A 20,578-nucleotide genomic window follows, 5' to 3' on the forward strand; every position below is an offset into this window, starting at 1 on the left:
TTCGGCTGGCTAGATGGCTCACTCGATGGCGGACAAAGTTGCCGAACTGGTCATCCGTCGGTCCATAAAAAAACCCGGCAAAGCCGGGTTTTTCTTGAAGGGTTGCCGATACAGCAACTCGGACGTCGCCTTACTTCTTCTGGCGAAACTTGCGCAGGGCCGCGAATTGGGCAGCCAGCACAGCCAGTTCGGACTGGGCCTTGGCCAGGTCGATCTCGCTCTTGGCGTTCTTCAGCGCTTCTTCGGCCGAAGCCTTGGCAGCGTTGGCCTTCTCGTCGTCCAGGTCCTTGCCGCGGATGGCGGTGTCGGACAGCACGGTCACGCGGTTGGGCTGCACTTCCAGAATGCCACCGGCCACGAACACGAATTCTTCGCGGCCGTCGGCCATTTCGATGCGCACCGAGCCCGGCTTGATGCGGGTGATCAGCGGGGTGTGGCGGGGAAAGATGCCCAGTTCGCCAGCTTCACCAGGCAGCGCGACAAAGCGTGCTTCACCGGAGAAGATGGACTCTTCGGCACTGACCACATCAACGTGGATGGTGTTCATCATTGCTCCTAGGAAAAGGGGATGGGTTGCTTGACTGCAGTGGAAGGCCGGGCGGCACGGTGGCGCCGCTCAGCCACCGGGCAATCAGGCCACCTTCTTGGCCTTTTCGAAGGCTTCGTCGATGGTACCGACCATGTAGAACGCTTGTTCTGGCAGGTGGTCACACTCGCCGTTCACGATCATCTTGAAACCACGGATGGTTTCCGACAGCGGAACGTACTTGCCTGGGGAACCCGTGAACACTTCGGCCACGTGGAAAGGCTGCGACAGGAAACGCTGGATCTTGCGAGCGCGGGCCACGGCCAGCTTGTCGTCGGGAGCCAGTTCGTCCATGCCCAGAATCGCGATGATGTCGCGCAGTTCCTTGTAGCGCTGCAGCGTGCCTTGCACCGCACGGGCCGTGGCGTAGTGGTCTTCGCCCACGACGTTCGGGTCCAGCTGACGGCTGGTGGAGTCCAGCGGGTCCACGGCGGGGTAGATACCCAGCGAAGCGATGTCACGGGACAGCACCACGGTGGAGTCCAAGTGAGCGAACGTCGTGGCGGGCGATGGGTCGGTCAAGTCATCGGCTGGCACGTAAACGGCCTGGATGGACGTGATCGAGCCGACCTTGGTCGAGGTGATGCGCTCTTGCAGGCGACCCATTTCCTCGGCCAGCGTAGGCTGGTAGCCCACGGCGGAAGGCATACGGCCCAGCAGAGCGGACACTTCGGTACCGGCCAGCGTGTAGCGGTAGATGTTGTCCACGAAGAACAGCACGTCACGGCCTTCGTCACGGAAAGATTCCGCAATGGTCAGACCGGTCAGGGCCACGCGCAGACGGTTGCCTGGGGGCTCGTTCATCTGGCCGTACACCATGGCGACCTTGGACTCTTCGAGCTTCTCCAGGTTCACCACGCCGGAATCGGCCATTTCGTGATAGAAGTCGTTCCCTTCGCGGGTACGCTCGCCCACACCAGCGAACACCGACAGACCCGAGTGAGCCTTGGCGATGTTGTTGATGAGTTCCATCATGTTCACGGTCTTGCCCACGCCGGCGCCGCCGAACAGGCCCACCTTGCCGCCCTTGGCGAACGGGCACACCAGGTCGATCACCTTGATGCCGGTCTCCAGCAGCTCTTGCGAAGGCGACAGTTCGTCGTACGCAGGGGCCTTGCGGTGGATGGATGCCGTCAGTTCCTGGCTGACCGGACCACGTTCGTCGATGGGCGCGCCCAGCACGTCCATGATGCGGCCCAGGGTTGCCTTGCCCACGGGCACGGTGATGGCGTTGCCGGTGTTGGTCACCATGATGCCGCGGCGCAGGCCGTCGGACGAGCCCAGCGCAATGGTACGCACCACGCCGTCGCCCAGCTGTTGCTGCACTTCCAGCGTCAGGGTCGTGCCTTCGAGCTTCAGAGCGTCGTACACCTTGGGCATCTTGTCGCGCGGGAACTCAACGTCCACCACAGCGCCGATACATTGAACAACTTTGCCCTGAACGCCAGCGTTCACTTGGGAATTCTCTTGAGCCATTTTTCTCGCTCCAATTTAGATTTGGTTGAGCTGCTTTACACAGCAGCGGCGCCAGCCACGATTTCCGAAAGTTCTTTCGTGATCGCTGCCTGGCGCGTCTTGTTGTAGACCAGCTTCAACTCGCCAATGACGCTGCCGGCGTTGTCGGTGGCGGCCTTCATGGCCACCATGCGTGCCGACTGCTCGGACGCCATGTTTTCCGCAACGGCCTGGTAGATCAGGGATTCGACATAGCGGACCAGCAGATCGTCGATCACGGTCTGTGCATCGGGTTCGTAGATGTAGTCCCAGCCGTGCTCGGTCTTGTCGGCCTGCATCTGCTCGGACGACAGGGGGAGCAACTGCTCCACCACCGATTCCTGGCGCATGGTGTTGATGAACTTGGTGTAGCTCAGGTACACCGCGTTGATCCTGCCTTCCGCATACGCGTCGAGCAGCACCTTGACCGGACCGATCAGCTTGTCCAGATGGGGCGTGTCGCCCAGACCCGTCACGTGCGAAACAACCTTGGCGCCGACACGGTTCAGGAAACCCAGGCCCTTGTTGCCAATGGCCACGGCCTCGGTCGACACACCAGCACCTTGCAGCTCACGCAGCTTGGTCGTCACGGCACGCAACACGTTGGTGTTCATGCCGCCGCACAGGCCCTTGTCCGTGGTCACCACGATCACGCCCGCCACCTTGGCATCGTTCACTTTCATGAACGCGTGCACATATTCGGGGTTGGCGTGGCCGAGATTGGCTGCAATGTTGCGGATCTTTTCGCTGTAAGGGCGGGCAGCCCGCATCCGTTCCTGCGCCTTGCGCATTTTGGATGCAGCCACCATCTCCATGGCTTTGGTGATCTTCTTGGTGTTTTCCACCGATTTGATCTTGCCGCGTATTTCCTTGCCTGCTGCCATGATCGCTCCTCGTCCGGTTTAAGCGAACGACTTCTTGAACGCAGCGACAGCAGCGGTCAATTCGGCTTCTGCATCCTTGTCCATGGCCTTGGCCTGCTCCAGCTTGGCCAACAGGGGCGCGTGGCTGGTCTTGAGGAACTGGTGCAGACCGTGTTCGAAGTCGAGAACCTTCTTGACGTCGATGTCGTCCATGAAGCCCTTGTTCACAGCGAACAGCGTCGCGCCCATCAGCGAGATGGACAGGGGGCTGTACTGTGCCTGCTTGAGCAGTTCGGTCACGCGGGCACCGCGGTCCAGTTGCTTGCGGGTGGCTTCGTCCAGGTCGGAAGCGAACTGCGCGAATGCAGCCAGTTCACGGTACTGGGCCAGGTCGGTACGGATACCGCCGGACAGGTTCTTCACCAGCTTGGTCTGGGCTGCACCACCGACGCGCGACACCGAGATACCGGCGTTGATGGCGGGGCGGATACCGGCGTTGAACAGGCTGGTTTCCAGGAAGATCTGGCCGTCCGTGATCGAGATCACGTTGGTAGGAACGAAGGCGGACACGTCGCCGGCTTGCGTTTCGATGATGGGCAGTGCCGTCAGCGAACCGGTCTTGCCCTTGACTTCACCCTTGGTGAAGGCTTCGACGTAGTCGGCGTTCACGCGGGCTGCGCGTTCGAGCAGGCGGCTGTGGAGATAGAACACGTCGCCGGGGTAGGCTTCGCGGCCTGGTGGGCGGCGCAGCAGCAGCGATACCTGGCGGTAGGCCACGGCCTGCTTGGACAGGTCGTCATAAACGATCAGGGCGTCCTGGCCGCGGTCGCGGAAGTACTCGCCCATCGTGCAGCCCGAGTAGGCCGACACGTACTGCATGGCAGCCGATTCGGAGGCCGATGCGGCCACCACGATCGTGTATTCCATGGCACCGGCTTGTTCCAGCGCGCGCACCACGTTCTTGATGGACGAAGCCTTCTGGCCGATGGCGACGTAAATACACGTCACGCCCTGGCCCTTCTGGGCGATGATGGCGTCGATGGCGACAGCGGTCTTGCCGGTCTGGCGGTCACCGATGATCAGCTCGCGCTGGCCACGGCCCACAGGCACCATGGAGTCGATGGACTTCAGGCCGGTCTGCAGGGGTTGGTCCACCGATTTACGGGCGATCACGCCCGGAGCGACCTTTTCGATCACGTCGGTGAGCTTGGCGTTGATGGGACCCTTGCCGTCGATAGGCTGGCCCAGGGCGTTCACCACGCGGCCGATCAGCTCGGGACCGACGGGCACTTCCAGAATGCGGCCCGTGCACTTGACGGTGTCGCCTTCGGAGATGTGTTCGTACTCGCCCAGAATCACGGCGCCGACGGAGTCGCGCTCGAGGTTCAGTGCCAGGCCGAAGGAGGGCTGGCCGTCCTTGGTAGCGGGGAACTCGAGCATTTCACCGGCCATCACGTCCGACAGGCCGTGAACGCGCACGATACCGTCGGACACGGACACCACGGTACCCTGATTGCGGATATCGCTGCTGGCGGCCAGACCTTCGATGCGGCTCTTGATGAGTTCAGAAATTTCTGCGGGATTGAGTTGCATGACTCTTTCCTTCTTTCTTTGGTTCGCTGTCCTCGCCGCGCGTTACGCGGTGAGGGCCGCTTTCATTTGTTCAAGACGGGCCTTGACCGAAGTGTCCAGCACCTCGTCACCCACCACTACGCGAATGCCACCGATCAGGGACTGGTCCAGCTGAGCGGTGAGGTTGAGCTTGCGGCCAAAGCGCTTTTCGAGCGCAGAGCCGACCTCAGCCAGTGCGGCGGCGTCCATCGGAAAGGCGCTGTGCACCACGGCATCCGAAGAGCCGCTGCGGCCATTCACGAGGGCACGAAACTGTGCAGCGACTTCCGGCAGCGCGGTGAGGCGCCCGTTATCGATGATCGTGCGCAGGAAGTTCTGGGCCGTATCGGACAGTGCCGAACGCGCAACACCCGTGACAACGGCAAACACCTGGTCTGCCGTCACCTTGGGGTTGTCGGCCAACTGGCGCAACTGGGGGTTGGCGGCAATGGCCGCCAGTTCATCGACCCAGTCAGCGGTGCTGGCCAGGTCCATGCCCGCACCCGCGGTAGCGGCCTTGAACAGGGCTTCGGCGTAAGGGCGGGCAATGGTGGCGAGTTCAGCCATGTGTGTCCCCTTACAGCTCGGTCTTCAGGCGGTTGAGCAGGTCGGCGTGAACGCCGGCATTGACTTCCTTGCGGAGAATCTGCTCAGCACCCTTGACGGCCAGCGCTGCTACCTGCTCACGCAGGGCTTCGCGGGCTTGCACCGTTTGCTGCTCGGCTTCGGCACGGGCGGAAGCAACGATCTTGTTGCCTTCTTCCGTGGCGCGTGCCTTGGCTTCTTCGATGATGGCCTGGGCACGTCGGTCGGCGTCCGCAAGACGCGAGGCCGTTTCGTTGCGTGCCTGTGACAGTTCCTTCTCGACGCGCTGGTTGGCAGCGGTCAGTTCGGACTTGGCACGGTCGGCAGCAGCGAGGCCTTCGGCGATTTTCTGGGCTCGTTCATCCAACGCCTTCGCGATCGGGGGCCACACGAATTTCATCGTGAACCACACCAGGATCAGGAAAACGATGGCCTGAATGAACAGGGTCGCGTTGATACTCACGGCAACACCTTTCTAGAGTGGCGTTGAACGGGAATTACTTGGGCAGGTTGGCCAAGAACGTGGAAGCGAAGGGGTTGGCGAAAGCGAACAGCAGAGCGATAGCCACGCCGATCAGGAACGCAGCGTCGATCAGACCGGCCAAGATGAACATCTTGGTTTGCAGTTCGTTGATCAGCTCAGGCTGACGTGCCGACGATTCGAGGAACTTGCCACCCATCAGTGCGATACCGATGGAAGCGCCGATAGCGCCGAGGCCAACGATCAGACCACAAGCCAGAGCGACGAGACCGAGAATGTTTTCCATGATGACTCCTGAGTTTAAAAAAGAAAGGTTGAGAAAGGAAAAGGAAACGAAAGGGAACCGTTAGTGCGCGTTGTGCGCCTGACCGAGGTAGATCAGCGCAAGCATCATGAAGATGAAGGCTTGCAGCGAAATCACCAGAATGTGGAACAGCGTCCAGATGGTGCCAGCGATGACGTGGCCCACAGGCAGCAGCACACCCGACAGCGACAGTGCAGCCGCACCACCCATCAGGGCGATCAGCATGAACACCAGTTCACCGGCGTACATGTTGCCGAACAACCGCATGCCATGCGATACGGTGTTGGCGACATATTCAATGATCTGCATCAGCAGATTGATCACGCCCAGGATGAGGGCGAAGATGGGATTCTTGCTGGTGCCGAACGGAGCCGACACGAGTTCGTGTGCCCAGCCGCCAGCGCCCTTGATCTTGACGCTGTACCAAAAGCGCAGGATCAGGATGGCGAATGCCAGACCCAGGGTGGTCGACAGGTCGGCCGTGGGCACGACGCGCAGGTAGGCGTGGTGTGGGTCGTGGCCGGCAGCACCGTAGATCTGGGCCCAGATGGCGGGCAGCAGGTCGACGGGCAGCATGTCCATGAAGTTCATCAGGAAGATCCAGACGAATACCGTCAGACCCAGGGGTGCGATGAACTTGCGGCTTTCGGCGTTGTGGATGTTGGCCTTGGCTTGGTTGTCCACCATTTCGACCAGCATCTCCACAGCCGCCTGGAAGCGGCCCGGCACGCCAGACGTTGCCTTACGGGCGGCTGACCACAGGATCAAAAGCGTGAGGGCACCCAGAACCAAACCCACGATGATGGAGTCGTAGTTGATGACCGTGAAGTCAACAATCTTGGTCTGGTTGACGTTTTGAAGATGCTGCAGGTGGTGAACGATGTATTCACTTGCAGTCGGAGCGTGCGCTTCTGCGGCCATCGGACAACTCTCTTGTAACTATCAATCGGTTTTTCGAACACCGGGCCGCACCATCAGTGCCACCCAATACGTTTTCATTGTGATCACCATGCCTACCAGCAAAGCGATCCAGCTCAAGCCCGGCACGAGCCGGGGTGCCGCTGCGAGCAGCAGCACCGTCAAGACAATCTTGGCAATTTCCCAGCCGAAGAATCCCACCATGGCGGCACGCGGATTGGCGGACGCCTTGTGGCGCAGCACCCCCCGTGCAAACAAGGCCGCCGGCAGCACCACCGCCAGAGCGCCGTACGCTGCGGACCAGCCCACCGACACCCTGCCGGTCAGAACCCAGGCCCCGAGGGCCACCAGCATTCCGACCACCGCCTGACCCAGCACCACCTTCCACACCGAGATCGGCACATGGCGACTGCGCCACTGCTCGGCCTCTTGCGCGGTCAAGGGCTTGAAGTCGGATTCATCAGCCTCAGTTTCTGTCTCAGGAGCGATTGTTTTCATTGTTGAATGACGCCCGCGTTACAGACCGAAACTTTCACAAAGCCTCTAATTATAAGTAAAAACCCATGTAGGTCTGCAAAGACCCGCAATCCTGCGGCAAAAACCCGTGTCGATGCATGCCGGGGAGTGCGGTGGCGCCACACATTGCGCGCACATACCGGGTGCAGACTTGCACCGAGTTGATGCACGATGGCCCCGTTGCGCCGGCAGGCGCTCCCCACCTTGGCGCACAATGGACAAGGCTTTCCCGCTATTGAAACCGAAGCACCGCTCACCATGACCTCATCCCCCCTGCCGCCCGCAAACGGCCACGTGCCCCCACAGCCTAACGATTCGCGCAAAGACTCTCTGATCGAGTACCCGTCGAGCTTTCCGATCAAGGTCATGGGCGCCAAGGTGGACGGCTTCGTGCACGCCGTCACCGAACTGGCCCGCCAGTTCGACCCGACCTTCGACGCCGCCACCATTGAACTGCGCGACAGCCGGGCCGGCAATTACCTCGGAATAACCATCACCATCACCGCCACCAGCCGCGAACAGCTGGATGGCCTGTACACCGCACTGTCTTCGCACCCGCTGGTGAAGATCGTTCTTTGACCGGCCGCAGCGCATGAGCATCGAGATCCGCACGCTGGGCCGGGTGGACTATGCCGCCACCGTGCAGGCCATGCAGGACTACACCGCCACGCGCGCGGACAGCAGCCCCGACGCGCTCTGGCTCTGCGAGCACCCCCCCCTGTACACCCAGGGCATTGCGGGCAAGAGCGACCACCTTCTGCAGCCCGGCGAGATTCCTGTGGTGCCGACCAACCGGGGCGGCCAGGTCACCTTCCATGGCCCGGGGCAAGTCGTGGCGTACCCGCTGGTCGACCTGCGACGGGCCGGCTATTTCGTCAAGGAGTATGTCTACCGGGTCGAAGAAGCGGTGATCCGCACCCTGGCGCATTTCGGCGTGACGGGCCACCGCGTGGCCGGGGCACCGGGCATCTACATTCGCCTTGCCGACCCGCACAGCCACGCGATGCTGCCCCAGCGCCCGCACAAGCGCGCCGTGGATGGCGCGCCGCCGGAGCCCGACTTCGACGGCCTGGGAAAGATCGCCGCGCTGGGCATCAAGGTGAGCCGGCACTGCACCTACCACGGTGTGGCGCTCAACGTGGCGATGGACCTGGAACCCTTCGGCCGCATCAACCCTTGCGGTTACGCAGGATTGCAAACGGTGGACCTTTCTACAATCGGGGTCCACACCACCTGGGACGAAGCCGCGCAGGTGCTGGGCCAGCAGCTCAGCATCCGCCTTGCGCCTTGACCTCCACCACGCTGCCTACACGCCATGAGCACCCCTGAAGTCGTCCGCGAAGCGCAATCCACCGAAACGTACAACCCGCTGGCCAAGCAGAAGGCCGCGGCCAAGCTGTCGCGCATTCCGATCAAGGTGGAACAGGGCGAAGTCCTCAAGAAGCCCGAGTGGATCCGCGTGAAGGCGGGTTCGCCCACCACGCGTTTCTACGAGATCAAGGACATCCTGCGCCAAAACAACCTGCACACGGTGTGCGAGGAAGCGTCCTGCCCCAACATCGGCGAATGCTTCGGCAAGGGCACGGCCACCTTCATGATCATGGGCGACAAGTGCACGCGCCGCTGCCCGTTCTGCGACGTGGGCCATGGCCGCCCCGACCCGCTGGACAAGGACGAGCCGCTGAACCTGGCCCGCACCATTGCCCAGCTGCGCCTCAAATACGTGGTGATCACCAGCGTGGACCGCGACGACCTGCGCGATGGCGGCAGCGGCCACTTCGTCGAATGCATCCAGAACATCCGCGAGCTGTCGCCCACCACGCAGATCGAGATCCTGGTGCCCGACTTCCGTGGCCGCGACGACCGCGCGCTCGAGATCCTCAAGGCCGCGCCGCCCGACGTGATGAACCACAACCTGGAGACCGCGCCCCGCCTGTACAAGGAAGCGCGCCCGGGGTCGGACTACCAGTTCAGCCTGAACCTGCTCAAGAAGTTCAAGGCGCTGCACCCGAAGGTGCCGACCAAGAGCGGCATCATGGTCGGCCTGGGCGAGACCGACGAAGAGATCCTGCAGGTGATGCGCGACATGCGCGCGCACGACATCGACATGCTGACCATCGGCCAGTACCTGTCGCCCAGCAACAGCCACCTGCCGGTGCGCCGCTACGTGCACCCCGACACCTTCAAGATGTTCGAGGAAGAGGCCTACAAGATGGGCTTCAGCCACGCGGCCGTGGGCGCCATGGTGCGCTCGAGCTACCACGCCGACCAGCAGGCGCACGCCGCTGGCGTCTGACGCTTCGCACGGGGCTGCCATGGACCACGCCGCTGCGCCGAGCCTGTCGCTGCGCAGCTACGGTGCCTCGCCAGGGAGCCACAGCCATGGGCATTTCCAGGTGTTGATGGGTGTGTCCGGTGCGCTGGAACTGGAAGTGGAGGGGCGCGGCCTGCGCGTCGCCCCTGGCAGCGGATACGTGATTGAACCCGGCGCCCGCCACGACTTCGAATCCCGCCACGGAAGCGTGTGCCTGGTGCTCGACAGCCCGGACCACGCGTGGTCGCAATGCGCAAAGCCTCCCGCGCCGGCACTGGCCCTGGCCCACTATCTGGCGAGCGCCTTGCAGCAGGGCCTTTCGATGGCCCAGGCCCACGGCCCCGCGTTGCTTCTGGAAGCCTGGCAGGCCCTGCCGGCACCCGCAGCGACGCACAGCGGTACTGCGGGGCCTGCGTCCCGGCGCAGGGCCATCGACTGGGCCCAACTGCAGGGTTGGGCTGCACAGCAGGGGGATGCACACATCACCGTGGCAGACCTGGCCGCACGGGTGCACCTGAGCGCGAGCCAGTTCGCAGCACGCTGCCGCGATGACCTGGGCATCAGCGCCATGGCCTGGCTGCGCGGCCAGCGGCTGGCGCAAGCGCGGCTGCTGCGCGACAGCGGCATGGCGGTGGCCGAGGTGGCGCGGCGCACGGGCTACCGATCGCCGTCGGCGCTCACCGCAGCGCTGCGCCGCGCGGGGCCGTAGCAGCCGCAGGCGCCTGGCCTACCCCTCTTGCGCGACGACACGCCATCGTTGCGCGACGATGCCGGCGGCCCGGTGCGCATACAGTCGGCGGCATGCAAGCCAATCTCTACGCCCTGGGCGCCATTGCGCTGTGGGCCTCGCTCGCGTCGCTGGGGGTGTCGCTCACCCATGTGCCGCCGTTCCTCCTCACGGGCATCGCGCTCATCATCGGCAGCGTGCCGGCCTGGCCGTTCGTGGTGCGCGATCCGTCGCAGTGGCGCATTCCGCTGCGCACGCTCGCGCTGGGCGTGTACGGCCTGTTCGCGTATCACTTCCTGCTGTTCATCGCGCTGCGCCATGCGCCGCCGGTGGAGGCCAACTTGGTCAACTACCTGTGGCCGCTGTTCATCGTGGTGCTCTCGCCCGTGGTGCTGCCCGGTGTGTCGCTGCGCCTGCCGCACGTGCTGGCGGCGCTGCTGGGCTTTGGCGGTGCGGCGATTGCCATCGCCGGCGGCCGCGAGTTGAGCGGCACCCTGGCCTGGGGTTACCTGCCCGCGCTGGCGGCCGCGTTCATCTGGTCCACCTACTCGCTGCTGACCAAGCGGGTGGCGGCGTTCCCGACCACGGCCATCGGCCTGTTCGGGCTGGTGTCGGGCGTGCTGTCGCTGCTGTGCCATGTGGCGCTGGAGCCGTCGGTGGCGCTGCAGCCGCGCGACTGGGCACTGCTGGCCTTGCTGGGCCTGGGGCCGCTGGGGGCCTCGTTCTTCCTGTGGGACAAGGCCTTGAAGCTGGGCGACGCGCGGCACATCGGCATCCTGAGCTACATCACGCCGCTGGCCTCCACCAGCCTGCTGATCGTGGTGAGCGGGCGGACGTTCAGTTGGAGCATTGCGCTGGCCACCGCGATGATCATTGCCGCCGCGGTCATCGGCATGAAAGCCAAGTAAGCCCCCCTGAGGCGCTGCGCGCCTTCCCCCCGAGGGGGACGCACCCGGTGGACTGGCGGAGCCAGATCCACGGGAGCGCTGGCATTGGGCGCGCCCCGTTGTGGCCGATGTGAGGTGTATCGGGGCCTGCCGCGCTACTGACAAGCGCCAACAGCTCCTATTTCGATAGCGCCGTGCCATGCGCGGCTGCGTGCTGGCTGCGCAGGCGCAGGAACAGCCAGCCGGTGATGGAGAGGTTCAGCAGATTCCAGCCGATGCCGTTCAGAAAGGCAGCGTGGTAGCTGCCGGTCAGGTCGAAGATCCAGCCCGACAGCCAGCCGCCCAGCGCCATGCCGACCAGCGTGGCCATGATCACGGCGCCGACGCGCACGCTGGCCTGGCTGGGCGGAAAGTGCTCGCGCACGATGATGGCGTAGGTCGGCACGATGCCGCCCTGGAACAGCCCGAACAGCGCCGAGATCACGTACAGCGGCACCAGGCCGTCGTAGGGCAGGAACAGCAGCAGCGCCACGCCCTGCAGCGCAGACCCGAGCAGCAGCGTGCGGATGCCGCCGATGCGGTCGCAGATGAGGCCGAAGACCAGGCGGCTCACGATGCCGCAGGCGAGCATGAGCGACAGCATCTGCGCGCCCTGCGCGGCGCCGAAGCCCAGGTCGGTGCAGTAGGCGACGATGTGGACCTGGGGCATGGCCATGGCCACGCAACACGCCACGCCGGCCACGCACAGCAGCGCCATCGCGGTGCCCGGCGCCAGGCCGAAGGGAAGGCTGCGGTCCACCGCCGTGGCACTGGCACCGGTACCCGTGGCCTGCGCCGGGATGGCCGGCGGGCGCTGGCGCATGCGCAGCGACAGGGCCAGCATGCCCGCACCGCAGACGGCGCCCAGCGCCATGTAGGTGGGCCGCCAGCCGATGGTGTCGATGCCGTATTGCACGATGGGCGGCCAGACGGCGCCCGCCACGTAGTTGCCGCTGGCGCACACCGCCACCGCGATGCCGCGCCGGCGGTTCCACCACAGCGCGGTGTCGGCCAGCAGCGGCGCGAAGGTGGACGACCCGCCGATGAAGCCCATGACGGCATGCGCCAGGCCAAAGGCCCAGATGCTGCCGGACAGGCTGGCCCCCAGAAAGCCGCCGAACACCGCCAGCGCGCCCAGCCACAGCACTGGGGTTAGGCCATGGCGGTCCGCCAGCCGGCCCGTCACCAGCCCGCCCAGGCCCAGGCAGACCATCATCAGCGTGTAGGGCAACGAGGCGCTGGCACGGCCCACGCCGAACTCGGCCTGTACGGCGGGCAGCACCACCGAGACGACGTACATGCTGCTGTTGCCCAACACGACGAGGCCGAGGGTCGCCAGAAGGCGCCGGAGGGCCTGGGGCGAATCGATGAGGGACGGGTCTGCGGGAGCGGTGTGCATGGGTGCGCTGGGGGATGAATGTCGAAGCGTTGCGCCGGGCGGCCACGCCGGGTGAGCGGGGAAATGCGGCGGTTGCGCGACGGGAGCAATGGCCGCGGCACAGGGCACAGGGCACAGGGCACAAAGCCAGATTTTTGATCACAACAAGCCGCTACCGCTAAATCAGCAAGCGCAAGCAGCTATCAATTCAGTAGCAACGGCAACGGTACCTACATCCCGCCACGCAACGCAACGCAACGCAACGCAACGCAACGCCACAGCGCAGCGCAGCGCAGCGGATGTCCACACGTCACGAAACCAGCAGCGTCCCCGGCTCTTCACCCTCGAGCACCTGCTGCGCCCACGGCGCGAGCTTGCGCGTGTCGGCGCGCAGCACCTCCTGCTTGATGGCCAGGATCTGCGCGGGGTGCATGGAGAAGCTGCGCAGGCCCAGGCCTAGCAGCAGGCGCGTCATGGTCACGTCGCCGGCGGTCTCGCCGCACACGCACACGCTCTTGCCCTGGCGGTGGCCCTCGGCGATCACATCGCCCACCAGGCGCAGCACGGCGGGGTGCAGCGGGTCGTACAGGTGGGCCACGGCTTCGTCGGCGCGGTCGATGGCCAGGGTGTACTGGATCAGGTCGTTGGTGCCGATGGACAAGAAGTCGAAGTACTTGAGGAAGGTGCGCACCATGAGCGCCGCGGCCGGCACCTCGATCATCGCGCCCAGCTCCACATGGCCGTAGGGCTCGCCGCGGGCGTCCAGCTCGGCGCGGGCCAGCTCGACCTGGGCCAGCGTCTGCTGGATCTCGTGCGTGTGGGCCAGCATGGGGAACAGCAGGTTGACCCTGCCACGCGCCGCTGCGCGCAGCACGGCCCGCAGCTGCGTGCGGAACATGCTGGGGTCGGCCAGGCTCCAGCGGATGGCGCGCAGGCCCAGGGCCGGGTTCAGGTAGCTGTCCTTGTGGGCCTTGTTGTCCAGCGGCTTGTCGGCCCCCACGTCGATGGTGCGGATGGTCACCGGCAGGCCCTGCATGCCCTCGATGGCTTCACAGTAGGCGCGGTACTGCTCGTCCTCACCGGGCAGGTTGCCGGTCTTGCCCATGAACAAAAATTCGCTGCGAAACAGCCCCACGCCCACGGCCCCGGCGCGCACAGCGGCAGCGGCATCGCCCGGCTGCTCGATGTTGGCCAAAAGCTCGATCTTATGCCCGTCGAGCGTGACGGCGGGCGTATGGCGCAGCCGGGCCAGGCGCTCGCGTTCGAGCTCGACCTGGCGCTGCCGAAAGCCGTACTCGGCCAGGATGATCGGCGACGGATCGACGATGACCACGCCCGCGTCGCCGTCGATGATGACCCAGTCGTCCTGGCGCACCAGCTGGCTGGCCGCGCGCGCGCCCACCACGGCCGGAATGTCCATGCTGCGCGCCACGATGGCGGTGTGCGATGTCTTGCCGCCCACGTCCGTGACGAAGCCGGCGAACACGCTTTGCTTGAACTGCAGCATGTCGGCGGGCGACAGGTCGTGCGCCACCAGCACCAGGGGCACATCCACGGTCTCATCCAGCAGCAGGTCTTGCTGCAGCCCCAGCTGCTTGTGCCGGCGCGGGCTGGCGGGCGGCGGCGCCACGGGGCTGGCCACGCCCTTCATGTAGCGCAGGATGCGCTCGACCACCTGCTCCAGGTCGGCCTTGCGCTCGCGCAGGTACTCGTCCTCCATCTCGTCGAACTGGCGCGCGATGACCTCGAGCTGCGTGGTCAGCGCCCATTCGGCGTTGTACAGGCGCTCGGTGATCCAGTGCTTGACGCCACCGGTCAGGGCCTCGTCCTGCAGCAGCATCAGGTGCACGTCGAGCAGCGCGGTCAGCTCGTGCGGCGCGTCGGCGGGCATGTCGGCCTGCAGGCGCTGCAGCTCCTCGACCACGGCATTGCGGCCCTGGCGCACACGCTCGATCTCGGCCGGGATCTGCTCGGCCTGGATGAAGTAGTGGGCCACGTCCACACGGCTCGATGCCACCAGCACCGCACGGCCAATGGCGATGCCCCGGGCGACTGCGAGACCGTGGACGGAGAAGGTCATGGTGGTGGGGCTACAGGTTCAACAGCGTGATGAAAAATGGACAGCCGGCCAGCTCACTCACCCTCGCCGAACTTGTCGGCGATGAGCGCGAGCAGCGCATCCATGGCCTCCTGCTCGCGGTCGCCGCTGGTCTCGACCTCGACCTCGGTGCCCATGCCGGCGGCCAGCATCATCACGCCCATGATGCTCTTGGCGTTGATGCGACGGTCGCCGCGGCTCATGAACACGTCACAGGGAAAGCTGCCTGCCAGCTTGGTCAGCTTGGCCGAGGCGCGGGCATGCAGGCCCAATTTATTGCTGATGGTCGTACGTGTCTTGATCATGGGAATTACGGCGGTTCTGATTCTGCGGCGCGGAGATCGCCACCTGCATCACACCCTGCGTGCCCCCCACCACGGCGCGGTTGACCACGGAGTCGAGCGGCTCGCTGCGGTAGCTGACGGCGCGCAGCAGCATGGGCAGGTTGGCGCCCGTCACCAGGCGCGATCGCACGCCGTCGGTCAGGCGCTGCGCGATGTTGCAGGGGGTGGCACCGAACACGTCGGTGAGCACCAGGGTGGAGTCGGTGCCCAGCTGGTCCAGCAGGATGCGCGCCTGGGCCAGCGACTCTTCGGGCGGCTGGTTGGGCGGCACGTCCAGCGCGGCCACGCTGCTGCCGCAGTCGGGGAACACATGCAGCGCGCATTCACGCAGTGCATGGGCCAGCGGGGCGTGGGCGATGAGGAGGATGCTGGTGGTGCTCATGGGGCGGATGTTTGGATCACATTATGGCGCCGCCCCCGCAGCATGAACCACGCATAGGCCGAGACGTTGCACGCGAGGAACAGCCCCATGGCGGCCTGGAACGACGGCACGGTGTCCATCCCCAGCGCGGCGAACGCATCCACGGCCAGGCCGATGCCCCACTGCACGACGAACACGCCCGCGAAGATCACCAGGTTGTAGGCCGACAGCGCCCGCCCCGCCAGCGCCTGCGAGAACGCCATGCCCACCGCCGGCTGCGACAGAGACACGAAGGTGCACGACACGCAGAACAGCGCCCAGGCCCCGCCGCCGGCACGCGGGCCGGCCACGATGATGGCCAGCAGGATCAGCAGCGAGAACGGCAGCCCCGCCGCCATCAGCCGGTCAGGCCCCAGGCCCTTGCGCAGCAGCCACGGGTTGACCATGCCCCAGGTCCAGAAGGTGCACAGCATGGACACATTGATCCAGAACAGCCCCGTGGCCGACTCCAGCGGCGTGTAGCCCGCCACACGCTGCATCCACGGGCCCGCCCACAGCGTCTGCATGGCCACCATGCCGCCGTAGACGAAGAAGCCCAACGGGGCCAGCCGCTGGAAGTACGCATGACCCCAGACCACCGCATAGCCCGGTGCCTCGGGCGGCGGCGCATCACGGCGGCCTGCAGAAGAGTCCGCCCCGCCCTGCCCCGCAGCCGCCCAGCCTGGCACCCACACGGCGATCACCACCATCGACACCGCGATCAGCGCGGCCAGGCCCCAGAACAGCGGGCGCCAGCCCACCAGCGGCAGCGCCCACTGCACCGGCAGCGTGGACGCCACCATGCCGAGCGAGCCCGTCATGAGCATCCAGGAGTTGGCGCGCATCTGCGTGGTGGGCTCGAACCAGCGGCGGTAGCCGGTGAGCGGCGCCATCAGGCAGGCGCTGACGCCCGCGCCGCACAGCACGCGTCCTGCCAGCAAGCCCGAAAACCCCGTGGCCACCGAAAACACCAGGCTGCCCACCACGGCCACACCCAAGAATCCGAGTGCCACCTTGCGCGGCCCGTGCCGGTCCAGCCACGTACCGAGCGGCAGCTGCGTGGCCGCAAAGCCTAAAAAGTACCCGCCCGCCAGCAGGCCCAGGTCGCTGGCATGCAGCGAAAACTCCTGCGCCAGGGTGGGCGCCAGCGTGGCCGTCACGGCCCGCACCAGCGCCGACAGAAAGTATGCAAACGCAAAGGCGAGGAACACGATGATGGCCGCCCGCCGCGGCAACAGGTGGGGCGCGCCCGTCATTGGAAGGCGATCCCGGCAAAGAAGGTGTCCGCCACTTCGGGGCGCGGCTTGGCGGTGTAGACCACCGCGTGGTACAGCCGCACCTGCGGCCCCACGGCCCGTGCAAACCACACGCCCTGCGCGCTGACTGCACTGCCATCGGCGCGCTGGCCCTGGACCACCGTGCGCACCGACTGCGGCAGGGGCAGCACCCCCGTGGGTGTGTAGGGCGTGTCGGTGGCCGATGCCGCGGCTGCGGGCCCCAGGTTCGCAAGGACTGCGGCGCGCCAGTGCATGAGGGCTGCGCCCGCCTGCGACGGGTCGGCCAGCGCGGTGTGTGACACGGCCAGCGTGGCGCCGTCGGCGTCACAGCCCGTCATCGCCAGCTCGACCGGCATACCGGCCAGCTCGACCGCACGCGTGGCCTGGTCAGGCTTGCAGGGCAGCGTGATGGTGATGGCGGCCTCGGGCAGGGGCACGTTGCGCCAGTTCAACGCCGGGCTGCAGCCCACCAGCAGCAGTCCCAGCGCCACGGATACCGAGAGCGATAGCGGCAGGGCCCGGGCCCCGGTCAGTGTCCAATTCATCGGCCCATTATCGGCAGAGCGCTTCAGGTTGGCGCCAGATCATGCTGCGCGCAGAACTTTTGCCCGTGGCGCCGCTCCATCCGATGGTTGGCGGCGGGGTCTCAGGGCTTTGCACCAGCGCCGCAACGCCCGGTCCGGCACAATCTGCTCCGGGCGGTGCCTTCACAAGCGGGCCTGCAGTAGTTGCGTCAGGCGGACCGAAGGACGGCCGGCAGTTCAGCATCGACGGATGGACGAAAGCGAAAGTCATGGCAATCAAACATTGGGCGGCGGGTGTGGCGGTGGCGGCGTTCGCTGCCGTGGGCGCCTATGTGTACCTGGACACGGGCCGCTCCACCGCGCCCGAATCGACCTTTGTGCTGCTGGACGGCACCAGCAAGTCCACCACGGACCTCAAGGGCAAGGTGACGCTCGTCAACTTCTGGGCCACCAGCTGCACCACCTGCGTGGCCGAGATGCCCGAGATCGTCTCCACCTACAACAAGTACAACAGCCAGGGCTTCGACACCCTGGCCGTGGCCATGAGCTACGACCCACCGAGCTACGTGGTGAACTTCGCGGAAACCCGCAAGCTGCCCTTCAAGGTGGCCATCGACAACACCGGCAACGTCGCCAAGGCCTGGGGCGATGTTCGGCTGACCCCTTCGACCTTCATCGTGAACAAGCGCGGCGAGATCGTGAAGACCTACGTCGGCGCGCCTAACTTCCCGGAATTACACCAGCTGATCGAGAAGCTGCTTGCAGAGACCTGAAGCGCGACTGCACCTCCAAAACAAAAGGCCGATTTCTTACGAAATCGGCCTTTGTCGCTTATGGAGCCTGCGCAAGCAGCTACCATTTTAATAGCTGACGTGCCCCACTGGCGTGGCCCAGACCAGGGACGCCGCGCAAGGGCCTCCTCATCGCGCTGGCGTCGTCCCACGTCTCGGAGCGCGTAGCGCGCAGAGAGAAGGGGCTGCGGGCCGTGGCTCCGAGCCTGCCTGAGCAGGCTTGGACGGCCCGAAGAGCTGTCGCCTCTGGCGACCAGCACCGAGCGGTGCAACCGCTCAGGGGGATGTACTTTTACTTCGCGCGATAGTTGTCGTGGCAAGCCTTGCAGGTGCCGGCCGCGGCACCGAAGGCGGTCTTGAGGTTGTCCAGGTTGCCTGTCTTGGCTGCAGCGGCCAGCTTCACCGACTCGGCTTCGAGCTTCTCGGCGTGTTCCTTGAACTTGGCCTGCTCCGTCCAGATCTCTGGCAGGGCCTTGGTCGGGGCGCCCTTGTCGGTGCCCGGGCCGAAAGCCACCCAGGGCAGCTTGGCCATCTGGGCCACCACGTCGGCATTTTCTTGTGCGGCCTTGGCGTCGAACGGGATGCGGCCATTGGCCATGGCGCCCAGGCGGCCAAAGTGCTGGCCCATCACGAACAGCGCGCTCTGGCGGTACTTGATGGCGTCCTCGGCCTTGGCGAACTGGGCGGAGGCCGGTGCCGACAAGGTGAGGGTGGCGGCAGCCAGGGCGAGCGCGGCGATTGCTTTCATGGGAATTTCCTTTTTATCGTGGGGTGGGAACAAGAATCGGCGGCTTGGAACCGACAGCGACCCTGCAGGCGCACCCATGGCGGCCCACGCCAGATCACGAACAGATTCCCAGCGCAGGCAGTATGCCGGTTTGGCGCTGTTCGTGCTGCTTCGGTGTGCGCCGGGCGCTTTGCGCGGTGCCTTGTCTCCCGCACAATGCGGCCATCGCCCTTGGATGGACCGATCCGTTCGTGCATCCATCCCGCTCTGCCGACCCATCCACCAGCCACGCCGCCGCAGCCACCATGACGCAGCCACAGCACACCGTACGCATCTGGGACCTTCCCGTCCGCCTCTTTCACTGGGCACTGGCCGCCGGCGTGATCGGGCTGGTTGTCACCGCCAAGGTCGGCGGCAATGCCATGGAATGGCACTTCCGCCTGGGCTATGTGGTGTTGGCCCTGCTGGTGTTTCGCATCGTGTGGGGGCTGGTGGGCGGCCGGTGGTCGCGCTTCACGTCGTTTCTGTACTCACCGGCGCGCCTGGTGCGCCACCTGAAAGGCTCTGCCCACCCGGAAGATGGCATCGGCCACAGCCCGCTGGGCGCGCTGTCGGTGTTCGGGTTGCTGGCGGTGCTGGTCGCGCAGGTGGCCACGGGCTTGCTCAGCGACGATGAGATCGCGTTCGCCGGGCCGCTGACCCGCTTCGTGTCCAACGCGGTGGTCGGCCAGGCCACCAGCTACCACAAGGAGATCGGCCAGTACCTCGTAATCGGCCTCGTGGTGCTGCACCTGCTGGCCATCGCGTTCTACGTGCTGGTGCGGCGCCAGCGCATCGTGCGGCCCATGGTGCATGGCGACAAGGACTTGGCCGCCCCCGCCGCCCCATCACGCGACGACTGGGCCAGCCGTGTGGTGGCCCTGGTGGTGCTGGCAGCCAGCGCCGCGCTGGCCTGGTGGGTCTCCACGCTGGCCGGCGCGCCCTCGTTCTAGCAGACTCGCTACACTGCCGCTTCCGCCGTTTTGCACCAACCATGTTGTGGACAAACCCACCGTCACCCTGCTGACCCCCACCTCGGACGCCGAGATGCAGGAGGTTCGCGACATCTTCCGGGAATACGCCAGCACCCTGGGCGTGGACCTGTGCTTTCAGGATTTCGAGAGCGAGCTGGCCGACCTGCCGGGCGACTACGCAGAGCCGCGCGGCTCGCTGCTGCTGGCCAGGGTGGATGGTGCAGTCGCCGGCTGCTGCGCCCTGCGGCCCCTGGACACCGCCGACTATCCCAATGCCAGCGAGATGAAGCGCCTGTACGTGCGCAAGGCCTTCCGCGGCTTCGGCCTGGGCCGCGAGCTGGCCGACGCCATGCTCGACCGGGCGCGGCAGGCAGGCTACGCCTGCGTCCTTCTCGACACCCTGGACGACATGGAATCGGCCCGTGCGCTCTACACGGACCTGGGGTTCGAGGAAATCCCGCCGTACTATCACAACCCCATCGCGGGGTCGCACTACCTCAAGGTGGATATTTCCTGATGCTGGCGGTCCTGCGCAGTGCAGCGCCTCGGGCCGACGCGATATCTGCAACGCACATCCGCGTTGAACACATGCCCAGGTCGCACAGCGCGCCGCTAGAATCGCCGCGGCCTGGCGCCAAACATCTCGAACCTTCACCGGTTCGAACCGTGGGTAGCCCCACGGTGTCTCACTCCAAGCGTCC

24 protein-coding genes are annotated in these 20,578 nt (G+C 65.5%); 8 read left to right on the plus strand and 16 right to left on the minus strand.

Annotated elements, in window-relative coordinates:
- Nucleotides 1-130 precede the first annotated feature (130 nt).
- From ASF16_RS06915 to ASF16_RS06955, 9 genes are all read right to left on the minus strand, one after another.
- Nucleotides 131-547, minus strand: a complete 417-nt coding sequence (locus ASF16_RS06915) for a F0F1 ATP synthase subunit epsilon (protein WP_056164895.1) — start codon at nucleotides 545-547, stop codon at nucleotides 131-133.
- 84 nt (nucleotides 548-631) lie between these two features.
- On the minus strand, nucleotides 632-2,062 hold the full coding sequence (gene atpD / locus ASF16_RS06920; RefSeq protein WP_056164723.1) for a F0F1 ATP synthase subunit beta: 1,431 nt from the start codon (nucleotides 2,060-2,062) through the stop codon (nucleotides 632-634).
- 35 nt (nucleotides 2,063-2,097) lie between these two features.
- On the minus strand, nucleotides 2,098-2,964 hold the full coding sequence (gene atpG, locus ASF16_RS06925) for a F0F1 ATP synthase subunit gamma (protein WP_056164728.1): 867 nt from the start codon (nucleotides 2,962-2,964) through the stop codon (nucleotides 2,098-2,100).
- Between the two features lie 18 nt (nucleotides 2,965-2,982).
- Entirely contained in the window at nucleotides 2,983-4,536 is a 1,554-nt protein-coding gene (gene atpA / locus ASF16_RS06930; protein ID WP_056164729.1) for a F0F1 ATP synthase subunit alpha, read from the minus strand.
- 42 nt (nucleotides 4,537-4,578) lie between these two features.
- Entirely contained in the window at nucleotides 4,579-5,121 is a 543-nt protein-coding gene (locus tag ASF16_RS06935) for a F0F1 ATP synthase subunit delta (protein ID WP_056164731.1), read from the minus strand.
- Between the two features lie 10 nt (nucleotides 5,122-5,131).
- Nucleotides 5,132-5,602 carry a F0F1 ATP synthase subunit B gene (locus tag ASF16_RS06940; protein WP_007847746.1) on the minus strand — a complete coding sequence of 157 codons (471 nt, stop codon included), beginning with the start codon at nucleotides 5,600-5,602 and terminating at the stop codon, nucleotides 5,132-5,134.
- Between the two features lie 34 nt (nucleotides 5,603-5,636).
- Nucleotides 5,637-5,906 (minus strand): F0F1 ATP synthase subunit C, encoded by a 270-nt coding sequence (gene atpE, locus ASF16_RS06945; RefSeq protein ID WP_007847749.1) that lies wholly within the window; start codon nucleotides 5,904-5,906, stop codon nucleotides 5,637-5,639.
- A gap of 60 nt (nucleotides 5,907-5,966) precedes the next feature.
- Nucleotides 5,967-6,845 (minus strand): F0F1 ATP synthase subunit A, encoded by an 879-nt coding sequence (atpB, locus tag ASF16_RS06950; RefSeq protein WP_056164733.1) that lies wholly within the window; start codon nucleotides 6,843-6,845, stop codon nucleotides 5,967-5,969.
- A gap of 21 nt (nucleotides 6,846-6,866) precedes the next feature.
- Nucleotides 6,867-7,340 (minus strand): ATP synthase subunit I, encoded by a 474-nt coding sequence (locus ASF16_RS06955; protein WP_056164735.1) that lies wholly within the window; start codon nucleotides 7,338-7,340, stop codon nucleotides 6,867-6,869.
- A 276-nt stretch (nucleotides 7,341-7,616) separates the two neighbouring features.
- Here ASF16_RS06955 and ASF16_RS06960 point away from each other — a divergent pair, with 276 nt between their 5' ends.
- The 5 genes from ASF16_RS06960 to ASF16_RS06980 all read left to right on the plus strand — a co-directional run bounded on the left by ASF16_RS06960 (nucleotide 7,617) and on the right by ASF16_RS06980 (nucleotide 11,307).
- Nucleotides 7,617-7,937, plus strand: a complete 321-nt coding sequence (locus ASF16_RS06960; RefSeq protein ID WP_056164737.1) for a YbeD family protein — start codon at nucleotides 7,617-7,619, stop codon at nucleotides 7,935-7,937.
- A gap of 13 nt (nucleotides 7,938-7,950) precedes the next feature.
- Entirely contained in the window at nucleotides 7,951-8,649 is a 699-nt protein-coding gene (lipB, locus tag ASF16_RS06965; RefSeq protein WP_056164740.1) for a lipoyl(octanoyl) transferase LipB, read from the plus strand.
- Nucleotides 8,650-8,673: 24 nt separating this feature from the next.
- Entirely contained in the window at nucleotides 8,674-9,654 is a 981-nt protein-coding gene (gene lipA / locus ASF16_RS06970; protein WP_056164742.1) for a lipoyl synthase, read from the plus strand.
- 19 nt (nucleotides 9,655-9,673) lie between these two features.
- A complete protein-coding gene (locus tag ASF16_RS06975; protein ID WP_056164743.1) occupies nucleotides 9,674-10,381 on the plus strand; it encodes an AraC family transcriptional regulator in 708 nt (235 codons plus the stop codon).
- A gap of 92 nt (nucleotides 10,382-10,473) precedes the next feature.
- Nucleotides 10,474-11,307 carry a DMT family transporter gene (locus ASF16_RS06980; protein WP_056164745.1) on the plus strand — a complete coding sequence of 278 codons (834 nt, stop codon included), beginning with the start codon at nucleotides 10,474-10,476 and terminating at the stop codon, nucleotides 11,305-11,307.
- Between the two features lie 157 nt (nucleotides 11,308-11,464).
- On the opposite strand, the gene ASF16_RS06985 is transcribed toward ASF16_RS06980, so the two are convergent.
- The 6 genes from ASF16_RS06985 to ASF16_RS07010 form a co-directional block, all read right to left on the minus strand.
- A complete protein-coding gene (locus tag ASF16_RS06985) occupies nucleotides 11,465-12,724 on the minus strand; it encodes an MFS transporter (RefSeq protein WP_056164748.1) in 1,260 nt (419 codons plus the stop codon).
- Between the two features lie 289 nt (nucleotides 12,725-13,013).
- The gene (gene ptsP, locus ASF16_RS06990; RefSeq protein WP_056164750.1) at nucleotides 13,014-14,783 is read right to left on the minus strand and encodes a phosphoenolpyruvate--protein phosphotransferase; all 1,770 of its coding nucleotides are present in this window, start codon (nucleotides 14,781-14,783) and stop codon (nucleotides 13,014-13,016) included.
- A 53-nt stretch (nucleotides 14,784-14,836) separates the two neighbouring features.
- Nucleotides 14,837-15,106, minus strand: coding sequence for an HPr family phosphocarrier protein (locus ASF16_RS06995; protein WP_056164752.1), 270 nt, complete (start codon nucleotides 15,104-15,106; stop codon nucleotides 14,837-14,839).
- Nucleotides 15,075-15,527, minus strand: a complete 453-nt coding sequence (locus tag ASF16_RS07000) for a PTS sugar transporter subunit IIA (protein ID WP_056164753.1) — start codon at nucleotides 15,525-15,527, stop codon at nucleotides 15,075-15,077. The genes ASF16_RS06995 and ASF16_RS07000 overlap by 32 nt, the downstream gene beginning before the upstream one ends.
- A complete protein-coding gene (locus ASF16_RS07005) occupies nucleotides 15,524-16,801 on the minus strand; it encodes an MFS transporter (protein ID WP_056164755.1) in 1,278 nt (425 codons plus the stop codon). Before ASF16_RS07005 ends, ASF16_RS07000 begins: the two co-directional genes overlap by 4 nt.
- A complete protein-coding gene (locus tag ASF16_RS07010) occupies nucleotides 16,798-17,367 on the minus strand; it encodes a hypothetical protein (protein ID WP_056164757.1) in 570 nt (189 codons plus the stop codon). The genes ASF16_RS07005 and ASF16_RS07010 overlap by 4 nt, the downstream gene beginning before the upstream one ends.
- Before the next feature lie 248 nt (nucleotides 17,368-17,615).
- On the opposite strand from ASF16_RS07010, the gene ASF16_RS07015 reads away from it, so the two are divergent.
- Nucleotides 17,616-18,119 (plus strand): TlpA disulfide reductase family protein, encoded by a 504-nt coding sequence (locus tag ASF16_RS07015; protein ID WP_056164759.1) that lies wholly within the window; start codon nucleotides 17,616-17,618, stop codon nucleotides 18,117-18,119.
- 310 nt (nucleotides 18,120-18,429) lie between these two features.
- Here the strand turns inward: ASF16_RS07015 and ASF16_RS07020 are convergent, their stop codons facing one another.
- Nucleotides 18,430-18,885, minus strand: coding sequence for a cytochrome c (locus ASF16_RS07020; protein ID WP_200926874.1), 456 nt, complete (start codon nucleotides 18,883-18,885; stop codon nucleotides 18,430-18,432).
- A 284-nt stretch (nucleotides 18,886-19,169) separates the two neighbouring features.
- Here ASF16_RS07020 and ASF16_RS07025 point away from each other — a divergent pair, with 284 nt between their 5' ends.
- Both ASF16_RS07025 and ASF16_RS07030 read left to right on the plus strand, forming a co-directional pair.
- Nucleotides 19,170-19,856, plus strand: coding sequence for a cytochrome b/b6 domain-containing protein (locus ASF16_RS07025; RefSeq protein WP_056164761.1), 687 nt, complete (start codon nucleotides 19,170-19,172; stop codon nucleotides 19,854-19,856).
- A 46-nt stretch (nucleotides 19,857-19,902) separates the two neighbouring features.
- A complete protein-coding gene (locus ASF16_RS07030) occupies nucleotides 19,903-20,394 on the plus strand; it encodes a GNAT family N-acetyltransferase (RefSeq protein ID WP_056164763.1) in 492 nt (163 codons plus the stop codon).
- Nucleotides 20,395-20,578 lie beyond the last annotated feature (184 nt).

This window comes from Acidovorax sp. Leaf78 (genome assembly GCF_001422735.1).
Classification (GTDB): domain Bacteria; phylum Pseudomonadota; class Gammaproteobacteria; order Burkholderiales; family Burkholderiaceae_C; genus Acidovorax.

Bases quoted from the DNA above. Each gene is read 5' to 3' on its own strand.
- ASF16_RS07020 (WP_200926874.1), bottom strand. From the start codon at position 18,885: ATGAAAGCAATCGCCGCGCTCGCCCTGGCTGCCGCCACCCTCACCTTG.
- atpA (WP_056164729.1), bottom strand. From the start codon at position 4,536: ATGCAACTCAATCCCGCAGAAATTTCTGAACTCATCAAGAGCCGCATC.
- ASF16_RS07015 (WP_056164759.1), top strand. From the start codon at position 17,616: ATGGCAATCAAACATTGGGCGGCGGGTGTGGCGGTGGCGGCGTTCGCT.
- ASF16_RS06975 (WP_056164743.1), top strand. From the start codon at position 9,674: ATGGACCACGCCGCTGCGCCGAGCCTGTCGCTGCGCAGCTACGGTGCC.
- atpG (WP_056164728.1), bottom strand. From the start codon at position 2,964: ATGGCAGCAGGCAAGGAAATACGCGGCAAGATCAAATCGGTGGAAAAC.
- ASF16_RS07000 (WP_056164753.1), bottom strand. From the start codon at position 15,527: ATGAGCACCACCAGCATCCTCCTCATCGCCCACGCCCCGCTGGCCCAT.
- ASF16_RS06985 (WP_056164748.1), bottom strand. From the start codon at position 12,724: ATGCACACCGCTCCCGCAGACCCGTCCCTCATCGATTCGCCCCAGGCC.
- atpB (WP_056164733.1), bottom strand. From the start codon at position 6,845: ATGGCCGCAGAAGCGCACGCTCCGACTGCAAGTGAATACATCGTTCAC.
- ASF16_RS06915 (WP_056164895.1), bottom strand. From the start codon at position 547: ATGAACACCATCCACGTTGATGTGGTCAGTGCCGAAGAGTCCATCTTC.
- ASF16_RS06955 (WP_056164735.1), bottom strand. From the start codon at position 7,340: ATGAAAACAATCGCTCCTGAGACAGAAACTGAGGCTGATGAATCCGAC.
- ASF16_RS07025 (WP_056164761.1), top strand. From the start codon at position 19,170: ATGACGCAGCCACAGCACACCGTACGCATCTGGGACCTTCCCGTCCGC.
- ASF16_RS07010 (WP_056164757.1), bottom strand. From the start codon at position 17,367: ATGAATTGGACACTGACCGGGGCCCGGGCCCTGCCGCTATCGCTCTCG.
- ASF16_RS06935 (WP_056164731.1), bottom strand. From the start codon at position 5,121: ATGGCTGAACTCGCCACCATTGCCCGCCCTTACGCCGAAGCCCTGTTC.
- lipA (WP_056164742.1), top strand. From the start codon at position 8,674: ATGAGCACCCCTGAAGTCGTCCGCGAAGCGCAATCCACCGAAACGTAC.
- ASF16_RS07005 (WP_056164755.1), bottom strand. From the start codon at position 16,801: ATGACGGGCGCGCCCCACCTGTTGCCGCGGCGGGCGGCCATCATCGTG.
- ptsP (WP_056164750.1), bottom strand. From the start codon at position 14,783: ATGACCTTCTCCGTCCACGGTCTCGCAGTCGCCCGGGGCATCGCCATT.
- ASF16_RS06980 (WP_056164745.1), top strand. From the start codon at position 10,474: ATGCAAGCCAATCTCTACGCCCTGGGCGCCATTGCGCTGTGGGCCTCG.
- ASF16_RS06995 (WP_056164752.1), bottom strand. From the start codon at position 15,106: ATGATCAAGACACGTACGACCATCAGCAATAAATTGGGCCTGCATGCC.
- ASF16_RS06960 (WP_056164737.1), top strand. From the start codon at position 7,617: ATGACCTCATCCCCCCTGCCGCCCGCAAACGGCCACGTGCCCCCACAG.
- lipB (WP_056164740.1), top strand. From the start codon at position 7,951: ATGAGCATCGAGATCCGCACGCTGGGCCGGGTGGACTATGCCGCCACC.
- atpD (WP_056164723.1), bottom strand. From the start codon at position 2,062: ATGGCTCAAGAGAATTCCCAAGTGAACGCTGGCGTTCAGGGCAAAGTT.
- atpE (WP_007847749.1), bottom strand. From the start codon at position 5,906: ATGGAAAACATTCTCGGTCTCGTCGCTCTGGCTTGTGGTCTGATCGTT.